This is a genomic window from Sphingopyxis sp. H115 (genome assembly GCF_001468465.1).
In the GTDB taxonomy this organism is placed as follows: domain Bacteria; phylum Pseudomonadota; class Alphaproteobacteria; order Sphingomonadales; family Sphingomonadaceae; genus Sphingopyxis.
Window position 1 is genome coordinate 1 of the sequence record NZ_LNSA01000053.1, and the last position, 13135, is coordinate 13135.

The window sequence follows — 13135 nt, forward strand, 5'->3', positions numbered from 1 at the left end:
GCTCCTACCAGCCGCCCCAGTCGTCATCGTCGCCCCAGATGATGATCGGCGCCGCACCCCACGGGCTGTCGCGGCGACGCCGCCGTTTCTTGCCGCGACCGCGGCTCGCGAACCAGGGGATGATGAAGAAGATGAGAATGATGAAGCCGAGGAAGAAAAGCCCGCCGAAATTGCCGTCGTCGGCGCGTTCGCGTTCGGCTGCTGCTGCTGCTTGGGCCCGCGCGGCGGCTTCCTCGGGCGGCAGCTCGATCTGCTCGGCGATGGCGTTCACCCCGGCCTGGATGCCGCCGGGATAGTCGCCATCCTTGAAGCGCGGGGTGACGGTATCGCGGATAATCCGGCCCGACAGCGCATCGGTGAGTATGGGTTCGAGCCCCAGCCCGACCGCAATGTGCATCCGCCGCTCGTTCGGCGCGACCAGGAAGACGACACCATCGTCGCGCTCGGCATCGCCGATCCCCCATTCGCGGCCAAGACGATAGCCATAATCGGCGACATCGCGGCCCTCGAGATCGCTGACCGTCGCGACGACAAGCTGGTGCCCGGTGCGTTTTTCGAGGTCGAGAAGCTGCGTGTTGAGCGCCGCTTCCTCTGCCGCGGGGATGATGTCCGCCTGATCGACGACGGGATTGCCCGCGAGCTTGGGGAAGGTCTGCGCGGCCGCGGGCGCGGCAAGCAGCAGCAGCCCTGAAAGGGCCGCTGCCGCTAGCGAACGGATCAGGGCAGGGACGCCCACCTTATGACCCGAAATCGACCTTCGGTGCCTGGTTGGCGTTCGGCGTCACCGCACGATACGGCGTCATCGGTTCGGCGCCATGGACGATCTTGGCGCCGATAATGTCGGGGAAGGTGCGGATCGTCGTGTTATAATCCTGCACCGCGGCGTTATAATCCTGCACCGACACGTTGATGCGGTTTTCGGTGCCCTCAAGCTGGGTCATCAGGTCGGCGAAGCGCGCCTGACTCTTGAGGTCGGGATAGGCTTCGACCGTCACGAGCAGGCGGCCGAGCGCGCTCGACACATTGCCCTGTGCCTGCTGGAACGCCTGAACCTTGGCGGGATCTTCAAGGTCGTCGGTGCTGAGCTTGACCTGCGTCGCCGATGCGCGCGCCTGGATCACGCCTTCCAGCGTCGATTGCTCGATCTGCGACGCGCCCTTGGCGGTCTCGACGAGGTTGGGAATCAGGTCGGCGCGCCGCTGATAGGCGGCCTCGACATTCGCCCATTTGGCCTTGGCGGCCTCTTCCTTGGTCGGCACGCTGTTGATGCCGCACGCGGACAGGCTCATCGCGGCGACAGGCAGGATCAACCAGCGGGCGTTGCGATAGGTCATGGTCATCAGGCTCCCTCCGGCGGCGTTTTGCCGCAACAATACACATAATAGGATCGCGCTTGCCTTTGTGCAATCGTCGCGCCACCTTTGCGGCAACGGCTCAACAATCCGGGGTAAGACAAGATGCTGAACGAGTTCAGGGAATTTATCGCGCGCGGCAATGTCATCGACCTCGCGGTCGGTGTCATCATCGGCGGCGCCTTTGCGACGATCACCAAGTCGCTGACCGAAGATATCATCATGCCGGTCGTAGGCGCGATCTTCGGCGGGGTCGACTTCTCGAACATGTTCATCCTCCTGGGCGATGTTCCCGCGGGGGTTTCGCCGACCGACTATGCGAAACTCAAGGAAGCCGGGGTTGCCATGTTCGGTTATGGCGCCTTCATCACCGCTACCATCAACTTCCTGATCCTGGCGTGGATCATCTTCCTGCTGGTGCGGGCGGTAAACAAGATGGTTCGCAAGGAGGCGCCGGCCGAAGCGCCCGCGGGCCCGACCGAGGTCGAACTGCTCGCTGAAATCCGCGACGAACTGCGCAGGAAATAATTTGCACCGTTTCTCGACCACTCGCCCGCCCGCGCCCTTTCCAAACGCGGGCGGGCTTCCTATATACGCAGGTGCCGGCTTCGGCCGACTATGAGGATAAATGGTGTCGTGGAATAGACACAGCGGACCCGGGGGCAGTACCCGGCGGCTCCACCACAAACCCGTGCTTTCCTTGGGGCGCGCGGGCTTCTGACGGGGCCGAACCAGGATCGACGTGTGTTCAAAGACGATATTTTCTTCCGGGCTGAGTAACCCGTTCAAGGCTCAAAACCAATAGGTGCTAACGATAACGAAGCACTCGCTCTTGCTGCCTAACCGATAAGCCTCACGGCCTAAGGTTAGACAAATAGAACGCGGTTCGGACCGAACCGGGCAACAGAATCGGATACCAGCGGCTGGGGACGAGCCGGGCAACAGAATCGTCCCACCTTTCCCTAATCAGTGCGCGCTTTCGCAGTGGCGATGATCGCCCAGCGCCTCGATCACGCGGCAATCGGCGGCGGCGCCGCCGCGGCAACGCCCGACAATGCGCTTGAGTTCGTCGCGCAACCGCGCGAGTTGCGCAATTTTCGCTTCGACCTGTTCCAGATGCGCGGTCGCGATCCGGTCGGCCTCGCCGCAGTCGCGTGCGGGATCATCCGACAGGTCGAGCAGCGAGCGGATTTCCTCGATCGTGAAACCCAACTCGCGCGAATGGCGCACGAAGCTGAGGCGCGACCGGTGCGCGTTGCCATAGCTGCGGTAATTGGCCGCGGTGCGACCGGGTGCCGGAAGCAGTCCGATCCGCTCGTAATAGCGGATGGTTTCGATGTTGGTGCCGGTGGCACGCGACAGTTCGCCGATTTTCATCGCTTGACCCTGTAGTTGCTACAGAGTGCATATAGGGTGCCGAATCGAAGAATGAAGGAGGCTTCGGCGATGGCCGATCAATGCTGTTCCGGCAAAAGCGGCAAGACCGCGCTGAGCGACCCAAAGTGGCGGCGCGTCCTCTGGTTCGCGCTGATCGTCAATGCCGCGATGTTCGGCGTCGAGATCGTCGCCGGCGTCGCGGCGGATTCGCGCGCGCTGCAGGCCGATGCGCTCGATTTCCTCGGCGACAGCGCCAATTATGCGATCAGCCTGGGCGTCGCGGGCATGGCGCTTGCCTGGCGCGCCCGCGCGGCCTTGTTGAAAGCGGCGACGATGCTGGCTTTCGGGCTCTGGGTCTTCGGATCGGCGGCCTGGGGTTTCGTTACCGGATCGGCCCCGCACGCCGAAACCATGGGGCTAATCGGCGCACTCGCGCTCGTCGCCAACGTCGTCGTCGCGCTGATGCTTTATCGCTATCGCACGGGCGATGCGAACATGCGCTCGGTGTGGATCTGTTCGCGCAACGACGCGATCGGCAATATTGCCGTGATGGGCGCTGCGCTGGGCGTGTTCGGCACGGGGCGAAGCTGGCCCGACCTTGCGGTCGCCGCGATCATGGCGGTGCTGGCGATCTGGGGCAGCGCGGAGGTGTTCCGGCAGGCGCGCGGCGAACTCGCAATTGCACCTGTTTAGGGTGCGGCGCCGGGCGTTCAGCTGAGCAACGGTTCAAGCGCGTCCCATTCGCGCTCGACAGCGCGCCGGCCGGCATCGATCGCGGTGCGGATCTTCGCGGGATCGAATTCGAGCGTTTCGGAATATTCCTCCTCGGGCTCGATGATCCGGATCGGTGCGAAGCGATAGCGCGAGATTTGGACGTCGAGCGGCCGCAGGATGCGCGCGGCTTGCGCGCCGCCGATTCCCTCGTTCTGAAGCGCGCGCAGCTGCGCCTCGCGCGCCGCGATCAGATCGTTGATCAGAGCGGCGCCGGACAGGTCGTTTGCCGACACTTCAGATTGCAATATATCGACCGCGCGCAGCCCGATCTTGATGAGGTTCGGGTAGGTGCGCGGGGCCCCGGGCTGCGGAGCGGGCGAGGCGCGTACCGCAATGACGCCGCGCGGGTTCATTTCGAGCGCGGCGCTCAGCGGCGTCACGTCGCGCACGCCGCCATCGACCCATTGTTCGGTCGTCCCGTCGCGGTCGCGCGTCTTCAGCGGATCGAAGAACAATGGCATGGCGCAGCTCGCATAGACCCAATTGTGGATGCCCGACACGCTCTCGTCGATGCTGCGATAGGTGCCGGTGCCGAGGTTGACGACCCCGAGCAGCAATCTGCGCCCGCTCGCCGCCAGTTTCGTCTCGTCGGCGAACCCCTTGAGCAGTTTTTTGAGCGGCGCGGCGTCGTAGATCGCATCTTCGCCCAGGATGCCGCCGACGACGCCGAGCGGGCGCTCCTTGTAGATCGAGCCGTTCCCCCGGATGCCGAGCCAGGCGTCGAGCAGTCCGGGTACGTCATCCTGCGCAACACCGAGAGCCTGGATCGCCCCGGTCGAAACGCCGGCGACGATGTCGATCCGGACCCCGCGGTTGACGACAAGCTCATGGACGACGCCGACTTGGAACGCGCCCTTGGCGCCGCCGCCGCTCAATACGATAGCCAGACCGCCCGCCATCCGCCTTCTCCTTCGCCGAGCGCAATCTACCGGAAATTCATGTTGTTCCCAAGGGGCGCGCGGCGGAGCGAGGAGATCAGGCGCTCACCGCCACGACGGCGTCTATTTCGATCAGGGCGCCGAAATGCAGCGGACCGCACGGTACGATCGATCGCGCCGGGCGGTGGGCGCCGAAAAAGGCCGCATAGGCGCGGTTCGCTTCGTCCCAATGCGCGATATCGGCGACGTAGACGGTGCAGCGGACGATATCGTCGACCCCAGCGCCGACGACGCGGCCAATGGCTGCGATATTGCCGAGGGCAAAGGCCATTTGATCGGCGATCGGGACAGTGTCGGCGTCGGGAGTGTCCTTGGTCACGCCGAGCTGGCCCGAGATATACAGGGTGTCGCCGTGCAGGACCGCCTGCGCATAATGGCCGCCGGGCGGGGGCGCTTCGGCGCAGCGTATCTCGGTTATCTTGCGATCGGTCATGTCACTCTCCTGTCGTCACCATCCGCTGACGCGCGGCCATTGCCCGGCTAGCTTGCCTTCGCGCAGCACATCATAGGATGAATAGGCGGCGCAGGTCAGGCAGGCGTGGTTGGGCAGGATGCGCACAAGGCTGCCGACCGGCAGGCGAGCGAACCAGCTTTCGTCGGGGACCGGCACATTGCCATGTTCCTGATGCACCGTCGTGACGGCGAGGGGGCCCAGTGGCGCCAGTGTCGCAGCATCGCAGACGATCCCGTATCCCGCCTCGGGCATGAAGCGGTTGGCGCCGACGTCCTTGGACAGCGCGAGCGCCCCCGCGTCGAGGATGAGTGCGGGGCCGCGGTGCTGGTGACCGACCACTGAGGCAAGCACCGACACTGCAAGATCGACGTCGGCGCAGATCCCGCGCGACAATTGCGACAGGTCCCAGAAGAGATAGATTCCCGCGCGCACCTCGGTAACGCCCGGCAGCCGTTCGGCGAACAACGCCGTCGGGGTCGAACCAACGCTGACGATGGGGCAGGGATATCCATTTGCGCGCAGCAGTTCGGCGGATTCGACCGCTGCGCGCCGCTCGGTTTCGGCGAGCGCGCGGATCGGTTCGGGCGCGTCGAAGGCATAAGAATGCCCGGCATGCGTCATTACCCCCATCAGTTCGAGATTAGGAGCGTGACTCCGGATCTTGTCCGCGATGGCGACTAGCTCGGCCGACGCCGGCTCGGCGCCGCTGCGATGCTCGCCGCAATCGACCTCGATCAACAGGCCGAAGCGCGCATCGAGCGATTCCGCCTCGCGCCCGATCGCGGCGGCCGTCGCTTCATCGTCCAGCACGAAGAGCAGGCGCGCGCCGTGCTCGCGCTGGATCCGGTCCGCGCGGGCAAGCTTCGCGGCGGTCATGGCCGTCGAATAGAGGATGTCGCGCCATCCTGCGGCAGCGAAATATTCGGCTTCGGCGAGCGTTGAGACCGTGATCGGCCCTTGAACGCCGCCCGCCGCGACGCGCGCAACATCGACCGATTTCGCGGTCTTGAGATGCGGGCGAAGCGTTACGCCGAGTTCCTCGCAGCGGCTGCGCATCCTGGAGGCATTGCGTTCGAGCCGGTCGGCGTCGAGAATTAGGCGCGGCGTGTTCATTCGGTCGAACATAGGATGCGTTTCTTTCAGACGAGAGTCGCGAGCGGGTCCAGGGTGTCGGCGATCAGAAGCGGCCGCGCATCGTCGGCGACGAACGGCAGGCCGGCGCGATTGTGCCAGAACACGGGCATGCCAACCCCGGCGGCGCCCGGGATATCGGCCGGCGATCCCGCGACGAACAGCGTCCGCGTGGCATCGGTGCCCAGCCGGTCGAGCGCGGCGCGATAGGATTCGGGGCGCGGCTTGTAAAAGCCCGTTTCTTCGGAGGTGACGATCACCGAAAAGCGAACGCCGACCTGCCCGGCGGCTCGCCGCCCCAGTGCAATCGAGCAATTGGTAACGACGCCGAGCGGAATGCCGCGCTGGTTCAGGCCAGAAAGCACGGTCGGGACCTCCGGCCACGGACATAGACTGTCCCAACGCGCCGCCAGCCGGTCGGCCGCCGCCGGGTCCACGCCCGCCGTGGCCGACGCCTCGCGGACCAGATCCTCATAGGGCCGGTACGCGCCGCATCCATAGGTCAGCCGTAGGTAAGCGCGGCGCCATCGCAGCCCGTCGGCCGCTGATCCGGCGGCTTGGTTCCAGACTGACCAGGAATCGAGCAGCGCCGTCAGGAGATCGAACAGGATGGCGTCGATGGAAGCGATATGTTTCATGCGGTCAATCCGGCTGCTGCGGGGTCGGGGGCAATTACCAAGCAGCCCGGCGCCGTCGCCAATGCCTGTTGCTGATGGTTTCATGCCGTCCCGTAAGCGTGGCGTCGCGATGGTCCTTCGATCGACGCAGGCCGGAAGGCCGCCGCCGCTATACGGTCGCCAGTTTCCAGAAAGCCTCGGCCGATGGCGATTGCCGGCCCCGGGGGCGATAGAGGCGGATATCCACGGGAATGTCCCAGGCCGTGTCGCCAGCGCGGACGAGGGTGCCTTTGTCCAGATCGTCGGCGACGATGCTGCGCGGCAACCAGGCGAGCCCTTTGCCGTCTTTCGCCATGCGCGCGAGGACGAGGGTGTGCGATGTGAACACCGGCGTGAAGCTGGCGGGCATCGCGCTGGCGCCGAACATCGCCGACACGATGCGCCCCATGCCCGATTCCGCCCCATAGGCAAGCAGATGGACGGGAGCGCCGTCGCCCGCCGCGAGGGAGTGGAGCGGCGTTCCGCCGGTTTTGTGCGGCGCGCTGACCGGGACAAGCGCGTCGGCACCGAGCGATATCGAGAGGAAGCCCGCGCCGTCGAGCACCGACGCGGCGCCGGCATAATAGTGGCAGAGGCAGAAATGCGCTTTTCCGTTCAGCATGATCTGTTCGGACGCGCCCATATTGTCGGCGGTCAGCTGGATGGGAATTTCGGTGTCGGCCATCGCCTGCAACTCGGCGAGCCATTGTGGAAAGAAGCCGAGCGCCAGCGCGTGGGTTACCAGGATCTTGACCGTCGATGCCGACGTCCCGGCGATTTCCTGAACCTCGCGCCGGCCATGTTCGATGTCGCGAAGGACGGTTTCGGCAATTGCGGCGAAGCGCTTGCCGGCCGGCGTAAGCGTCATCTGGTGCGTGCCGCGGTCGACCAGCTCGACGCCAAGCCACTCCTCGAGCGCCCGGATGCGGCGGCTGAACGCCGGCTGCGTCACGCACCGCGCCGACGCCGCGCGCGAGAAATTGCCCGCGCGTATCAGGGCGCCGAAATCCTCAAGCCACGCCATTTCCATCCGTCACGCCCCTCCGGCTGTCGCAGCTTTTACCATATCGAGCGCCCTCGCTCAGCCATTCTGCTGTGCATGGATTGATCCATATTCGGCATTGGCGCGGCAATGGCTCGATTGGCAATCCCTGTCGGCCGGGGGAATATTCCCGGTGGGCTATCGAGGGGTGTGCCATGCGTTTCGGTGTCTTGGGCTTTCGGCGCGGCGCGAACCCGGCGGCCCTGTTGGCGGCAGGGGTCGTCGGCGCGTTGCTTGAGCCGGTTGCGCCTGCGGTGTCGGCAAAGCCCCTTGCCGAGCAGCAGGCGCTCGTCCCGCGCGACCTATTGTTCAGCGCGCCGACCTATTCGGAACTTCAGATCAGCCCCGACGGCAAGCGGCTGGCCTTTTTCCACCCGCTAAACGGCGTGCTCAACATCTGGGTGGCGCCGGTCGACGATCCGGCGTCCGCAGCGCCCGTCACCCGGTTCGACGCGCGGCCGCCCGACAGCTTCCAGTGGAGCGCCGACGGGCAGCGCATCCTGATCCTGAAAGATATCGGCGGCGAAGAGCATAGCCAGCTCTGGATCGCCAACCCCGAAAAGCGGACCGTCATTGACGCTACCGCCGATCCTGCGGTGCAGACGAAGATCGTCAAGGTATCGAAACGCCATCCGGGCGAAATCCTCGTCGGCATGAATATCCGCGACAAGCGGTATCGCGACATTTACCGCATCGACCTTGCGACCGGGCAGCGCACCGAAATATTCCGCAACGACAAAAATTATATCGATGTCGTCGCCGATCCCGATCTTCGCGTCCGGCTCGCCGTGCGCGGCAATGCCGACGGCTCCTCGACCTATTTTCGGCTCGACCCTGCCGGGCCGGTCGAACTGATGACGATACCGCTCGTCTCGCTCCGCAATTCGCGCATCCTCGGTCTCGACGGCGAGGGGCGGCTCGCGATGTTCGACAGCCGCGACGGCGACAAGGCCGATCTTGTGTCGGTCGACATCGCCAGCGGGAAAAAGACGCTGCGCGCCGCCGCCGTGCGCGCCGACATCGTCGACGCGCTGCTCGACGAGGCAAGCGGAACGCTGCTCGCGACGCGCGAAGATCCGCTGACAAGCGAATGGACGGTGCGTTCGGACGATGTACGCGCCGAGTTCGCGGCGCTCGAGGCGGCGGTCGCGGGGCCGTTCAAGATCGTCGACCAGACGGCGGACAATGCGCGCTGGCTGCTGCTCGAAACCGTCCCGAACCGCCCCGATCGCTATAGCTGGTGGAACCGCAAGGAACGGTTGCTGACGCCGTTGCTGTCGACCCGGCCGGCGCTGGCCGAGCGCGCGCTCGCGCGCCGAATGCCCGTGACTATCGCCTCGCGCGACGGGCTCACGCTTCCAAGCTATCTCACGCTACCGGCGGGCGCGAAGCCCGGCGCGGACGGCAGGCCCGCGGCACCCGCACCGCTCGTCTTGCTTGTCCATGGCGGGCCCTGGCTACGCGACGATCTGGCGTTCGATCCGCAGCACGCCTGGCTGGCGGATCGCGGCTATGCGGTGCTGTCCGTGAATTTCCGCGGCTCGGGCGGCTTCGGCAGCGATTTCATGGCAAAGGGCGACCGCAAATGGTCGGAAACAATGCACGACGACCTGCTCGACGCGGTGCAATGGGCGATCGACAAGGGCGTGACCGCTAAGGATCGCGTGGCGGTCATGGGGCTGTCCTATGGCGGCTATTCGACCCTCGTGTCGTTGAGCTTCACGCCCGACACCTTTCAGTGCGGCGTCGATCTGGCCGGTCCCAGTAACCTGACCCGGCTGATTTCCGCAATGCCCGATTGGTGGACCTGGCAGCGTCCGCAATTCGTCAACCGCGTCGGTGATCCCACCACCGAAGAAGGGGCGGCCGATCTGATGCGGCGCTCGCCCATCGCGCGGGTCGATGCGATCACGAAGCCGTTGCTCGTCACCAACGGGGCCAACGACCCGCGCATCTTTCCTGACCAGTCTCAAGAGATCGTCGATGCGCTGATTGCGCGGCGCAAACCCGTCACTTATGCTTTTTATCCGGACGAGGGGCATGTCTATGCCAAGGACGGCACGAACATCTCCTTCGCCGCGATTGCCGAGCATTTCCTGTCGCAATGTCTGGGTGGACCGGCCGAACCCTATGGCGACGATCTTGTCGGATCGCGTGTCGAGCTGAAGGCCGGCGCGGCTTTCATTCCGGGGCTCAAGCAAACGCTCGCTTCAGGAAAGGCCGTGTCGGCGGGCAATTAGAGCCTGTCCGGTCAGGGTTCGCCGAGATATTTGGCGAGCCGCGCGTCTGGCGGCGGACGCCGCCCGGCGGTTTCGGCAATGTCCATGCGCAGAAAGGCATTCTGGACATAGCGGATGCCCGCCCAGCGGAACGGCTCGACTTCCCAGTTCGGTGCCTGCCAGCGGATATAGGGCGCATCGGGCGCGCCGGTGCCGCCCGCGACCAGCCGGGCGAGCGCGCGCGCGCAGATCGCGCTGGTGACGACCCCGTGCCCCGTATAGCCATAGCTGTGACCGACGCGCCGCGCGGCGTCGAAATGGACGCTCGGCATCCAGTCGCGCGGGATGCCGAGATAGCCCGCCCAGCGGTGAGTGAATTCGACCCCTTCCAACGCGGGCCACCATTCGACGAGCCGGTCGCGGATCCATCCGAAATTCGCCTTTTCGCGCAGCGCGCCATCGTCCATGTCGGAGGCATAGCGATAGGGCGCGCCGCGGCTGCCGAACAGGATGCGCCCGTCGGCGGTGCGCGTGAGATAGTTGGTCGTGTTGACGTAGGAACTGAGGCATTCGCCGCCCGCCCAGCCGACGCTGTCCCATTGCGCGGCGGTGAGCGGCGCGGTGAGCATGATCGTCGAGGCCATCGGGATCAGACTGCGGCGATGGGCGGGGTGCGCCGTCATGAAGGCTTCGCCGGCGAGCAGGACCGCGCGCCGCGCCCGGAGAGTCGCGCCCTCGGTCACGAGCGCGGGATGGATGCCCGAGGTGGTTTGCACGACCTCGGTCCCTTCATAAATCCGCACGCCGCGCCGTTCGAGCGCCCGCGCCAGCCCGCGCACAAGACGGCCCGGATGGATCGTCGCCCCGGCGCGAAGGCGCAGGCCGCCATGGACATCGGTCGCATGGACCAGGTCCCGCGCCTGCCGCGCGTCCAGCAATTCGCATCCGTCGGTCATGCCGAGCCGGGCATAGGCATCGAAGGATTGTCGCAGCGACGGCAACTGGCCGGCGCTGCGCGCCAGCGTCAGCACCCCTGCGGGGTCAAAATGGGCGTCGATCGCTTCGCTTTCGCAAATCCGGCCAACCGTATCGACCATCGCCTGCTGCGCCAGCAGCATCGCCCGGGCAATCTCCGCGCCGAAACGGCGCGTCAGAGCGGCGGGATTGACCGGAAAGCGCGGCGAACACCAGCCGCCGTTGCGGCCCGATGCGCCGAAACCGCAAAATTGCCGCTCGACGATCGCGATCGAAAGATCGGGGGCCGCTTGCAGCAGGAACCAGGCGGTCCATAATCCCGTAAAACCGCCGCCCATGATGGCGACATCGACGATCTCGTCGCGGGCGAGGGCGGGGCGCCGCGTCAGATCATCGTCGCAGCTGGCGAGCCAATAGCTGCCGATGTCGGCGGGCGAGATGGCCGAAGCGGTCATCGCGCCCGCTAGCGCGCCGACGGACGATATTCGAGCGTCAGGCTGGACTTGGCGTTCTTGCCGATCCTTTCGGGCGAAAGGTCGATCTTCTTGAGCTCGTTGGTTTCGTGCATCATCGTCTGGTCGGCGAGATGCGGATTGCCCTTGCCGTCGGGGCCGATGAACAGATTCTGGCCGCCCGCATCGACGACCGAATAGAGCGCGCGCCGGTCGGCGCCGATTTCCATCAGCCCGACCCAGCTTTCGCCGCCATTGTGGGGCGCCATCGTCGGTCCGAGCCGCATCACGGCCGACAGGCGGTGTTCGGGCGCGTCTTCGGCCATTTGCGGGCGGTCGGGCGTTTCGAGCGACGCATCGAAATATTTCCAGAAGATCGGCTGTTTCCACTCGGCCATATCCTTACCGGGGAATCGCGCCCTGACCTCGGCGACCGCGCTCTTGATCGTGTCGATCATCACGGCGGTGCGGTCACGCCCGTTGAAATAGTCGACCGCCAGCGGCGCGCCTGCCGCGTCGCCCTGAAAGGCGCGCAGCAACAGGCTGGACTGATAGGTCAGATATCGATCCGTATCGATCGTGCTCCACCAGTCGCCCATATCGTCGCCGAACAGCATGCGCGGCGCGACCTCCAGCCATGTGCGATAAAGCGTCAGTCCCGGGTCGTCATATCGCTGATCGCCGTCGCGATCCTGATACAGCCCGTTGAAACCCAGCATATATTCGCCGGCGCGCCGGACCTCGGGATCGGCGCTCACGTCGATGGCCGCCCGGATATAGGGCGCGAAAAAATCGGGCGCGGCCTGGTTGCGGTCGACCGCGCCGAGCGCGTTGAACAGCTTGCCGTTGATATCGCGCATGTCGAGCAGGGTCAGCGCCTCGCCCTTTTTGGCGAGTCGGTCGCCGAGCCATGTGCGGAAGGTCGCGCCGATGCGGGCATTGTCGCCCTCCTGCGACCAGCCCGTCGCCTTGCTGTTCCACGACAGGAAATAATGCTGCTTCGGATCGATCATGTGCGGCTTTTCGTCGCGCGTCAGAAATCCGGTCCATTCATATTCGCCGGTGCCCGGTGTCGGCAGCCGCGGGTCGACTCCGGCGGCCTTTTTGGGCAGCGCGCCGCCCTCGAAATAGGCGATCGTGCCATCCTCGCCGCCGTAACAGGCGCCAAGGTTCCAGCCGAGCCGGTCGACTCCCTTTTCGCGAAATTCGGCGAGGCTTTTTGCGCGGCCCATTTCGGCGAAGGCGACCCAAGTGTCGAGTTCGCGCCCGTGGACGCCCATCTGTTGCGAATAGGCCGTGCCGTTTTCGACGTCCCACGCGATCACGGGGCCGTGGATCGTCCACGCGACCTCGTGCGTCACCGGCGCGCCGTCCTTGACCCGGAACGTCTCGGTGCGATGGTCCATTTTTTTCCACGCGCCCTTGTACCAATATTCGTAGCGGTTCTTCGGGTTGAGCTTTTCGGCGAAGGTCGTTCCCGCCTCGCTGCTGCCCGACACGAGCAACCAGCCATGCTGCGCGCCGCGTCCCATCGTCGGGATGCCCCAGCCGGTCGAGCCGAAGCCGGCGTTGTCGAAGCCGCCGCCATGCAGGTGGATTTCGGGGCCGTCGGCGGTCGCCTCCAGCATCAGTACTTTGCCGCTCGCCGACTTTTCGGGACCGATTACCAGGCAGCGGCTGGCGCCCTTTACCGGCTCGGTCGGCGCGGTTTGCGCCGCCGCCGATGCCGCACCCTTGCCGCCCGGCAACTGGATTGGGGCAAGTA

13 protein-coding genes and 1 other RNA gene are annotated in these 13135 nt (G+C 65.6%); 4 read left to right on the forward strand and 10 right to left on the reverse strand.

What is annotated here, in order from left to right; genetic code table 11:
* Positions 1-4 precede the first annotated feature (4 nt).
* Positions 5-736, reverse strand: coding sequence for a TPM domain-containing protein (locus tag ATE71_RS21225; protein ID WP_235588102.1), 732 nt, complete (start codon positions 734-736; stop codon positions 5-7).
* A 1-nt stretch (position 737) separates the two neighbouring features.
* The gene (locus ATE71_RS21230; protein ID WP_058805326.1) at positions 738-1340 is read right to left on the reverse strand and encodes a LemA family protein; all 603 of its coding nucleotides are present in this window, start codon (positions 1338-1340) and stop codon (positions 738-740) included.
* 117 nt (positions 1341-1457) lie between these two features.
* Between ATE71_RS21230 and mscL the strand changes: the two genes are divergently transcribed.
* Together mscL and ssrA are read left to right on the forward strand one after the other, a co-directional pair.
* A complete protein-coding gene (gene mscL / locus ATE71_RS21235; RefSeq protein ID WP_058805327.1) occupies positions 1458-1880 on the forward strand; it encodes a large conductance mechanosensitive channel protein MscL in 423 nt (140 codons plus the stop codon).
* Positions 1881-1913: 33 nt separating this feature from the next.
* Positions 1914-2270, forward strand: a transfer-messenger RNA (tmRNA) gene (ssrA, locus tag ATE71_RS21510).
* A 48-nt stretch (positions 2271-2318) separates the two neighbouring features.
* Here ssrA and ATE71_RS21240 read toward each other — a convergent pair.
* Entirely contained in the window at positions 2319-2729 is a 411-nt protein-coding gene (locus tag ATE71_RS21240; RefSeq protein ID WP_058805328.1) for a MerR family transcriptional regulator, read from the reverse strand.
* A gap of 69 nt (positions 2730-2798) precedes the next feature.
* On the opposite strand from ATE71_RS21240, the gene ATE71_RS21245 reads away from it, so the two are divergent.
* Positions 2799-3422 carry a cation transporter gene (locus ATE71_RS21245; RefSeq protein WP_058805337.1) on the forward strand — a complete coding sequence of 208 codons (624 nt, stop codon included), beginning with the start codon at positions 2799-2801 and terminating at the stop codon, positions 3420-3422.
* 17 nt (positions 3423-3439) lie between these two features.
* On the opposite strand, the gene ATE71_RS21250 is transcribed toward ATE71_RS21245, so the two are convergent.
* The 5 genes from ATE71_RS21250 to ATE71_RS21270 all read right to left on the reverse strand — a co-directional run bounded on the left by ATE71_RS21250 (position 3440) and on the right by ATE71_RS21270 (position 7712).
* Complete coding sequence (locus tag ATE71_RS21250) at positions 3440-4402, reverse strand: patatin-like phospholipase family protein (RefSeq protein ID WP_058805329.1); 963 nt, start codon at positions 4400-4402, stop codon at positions 3440-3442.
* Between the two features lie 76 nt (positions 4403-4478).
* A complete protein-coding gene (locus ATE71_RS21255; RefSeq protein ID WP_058805330.1) occupies positions 4479-4874 on the reverse strand; it encodes a RidA family protein in 396 nt (131 codons plus the stop codon).
* Between the two features lie 15 nt (positions 4875-4889).
* Entirely contained in the window at positions 4890-6008 is a 1119-nt protein-coding gene (locus ATE71_RS21260) for an alanine racemase (protein WP_201022998.1), read from the reverse strand.
* Positions 6009-6034: 26 nt separating this feature from the next.
* Positions 6035-6664, reverse strand: coding sequence for an HAD family hydrolase (locus ATE71_RS21265; protein WP_058805332.1), 630 nt, complete (start codon positions 6662-6664; stop codon positions 6035-6037).
* A gap of 148 nt (positions 6665-6812) precedes the next feature.
* Complete coding sequence (locus ATE71_RS21270) at positions 6813-7712, reverse strand: LysR family transcriptional regulator (protein WP_058805333.1); 900 nt, start codon at positions 7710-7712, stop codon at positions 6813-6815.
* Positions 7713-7879: 167 nt separating this feature from the next.
* Between ATE71_RS21270 and ATE71_RS21275 the strand changes: the two genes are divergently transcribed.
* Positions 7880-9964: a S9 family peptidase gene (locus tag ATE71_RS21275; protein ID WP_058805334.1), complete on the forward strand. Its 2085-nt coding sequence runs from the start codon at positions 7880-7882 to the stop codon at positions 9962-9964.
* A gap of 11 nt (positions 9965-9975) precedes the next feature.
* Here ATE71_RS21275 and ATE71_RS21280 read toward each other — a convergent pair whose 3' ends face one another.
* Together ATE71_RS21280 and ATE71_RS21285 are read right to left on the reverse strand one after the other, a co-directional pair.
* Positions 9976-11373, reverse strand: a complete 1398-nt coding sequence (locus ATE71_RS21280; RefSeq protein WP_058805335.1) for an NAD(P)/FAD-dependent oxidoreductase — start codon at positions 11371-11373, stop codon at positions 9976-9978.
* 8 nt (positions 11374-11381) lie between these two features.
* The coding region (locus ATE71_RS21285; RefSeq protein ID WP_152998879.1) for a penicillin acylase family protein at positions 11382-13135 on the reverse strand (1754 nt) is incomplete at its 5' end.

Bases quoted from the DNA above. Each gene is read 5' to 3' on its own strand.
- mscL (WP_058805327.1), top strand. From the start codon at position 1,458: ATGCTGAACGAGTTCAGGGAATTTATCGCGCGCGGCAATGTCATCGAC.
- ATE71_RS21255 (WP_058805330.1), bottom strand. From the start codon at position 4,874: ATGACCGATCGCAAGATAACCGAGATACGCTGCGCCGAAGCGCCCCCG.
- ATE71_RS21270 (WP_058805333.1), bottom strand. From the start codon at position 7,712: ATGGAAATGGCGTGGCTTGAGGATTTCGGCGCCCTGATACGCGCGGGC.
- ATE71_RS21240 (WP_058805328.1), bottom strand. From the start codon at position 2,729: ATGAAAATCGGCGAACTGTCGCGTGCCACCGGCACCAACATCGAAACC.
- ATE71_RS21275 (WP_058805334.1), top strand. From the start codon at position 7,880: ATGCGTTTCGGTGTCTTGGGCTTTCGGCGCGGCGCGAACCCGGCGGCC.
- ATE71_RS21280 (WP_058805335.1), bottom strand. From the start codon at position 11,373: ATGACCGCTTCGGCCATCTCGCCCGCCGACATCGGCAGCTATTGGCTC.
- ATE71_RS21265 (WP_058805332.1), bottom strand. From the start codon at position 6,664: ATGAAACATATCGCTTCCATCGACGCCATCCTGTTCGATCTCCTGACG.
- ATE71_RS21250 (WP_058805329.1), bottom strand. From the start codon at position 4,402: ATGGCGGGCGGTCTGGCTATCGTATTGAGCGGCGGCGGCGCCAAGGGC.
- ATE71_RS21245 (WP_058805337.1), top strand. From the start codon at position 2,799: ATGGCCGATCAATGCTGTTCCGGCAAAAGCGGCAAGACCGCGCTGAGC.
- ATE71_RS21230 (WP_058805326.1), bottom strand. From the start codon at position 1,340: ATGACCATGACCTATCGCAACGCCCGCTGGTTGATCCTGCCTGTCGCC.
- ATE71_RS21260 (WP_201022998.1), bottom strand. From the start codon at position 6,008: ATGAACACGCCGCGCCTAATTCTCGACGCCGACCGGCTCGAACGCAAT.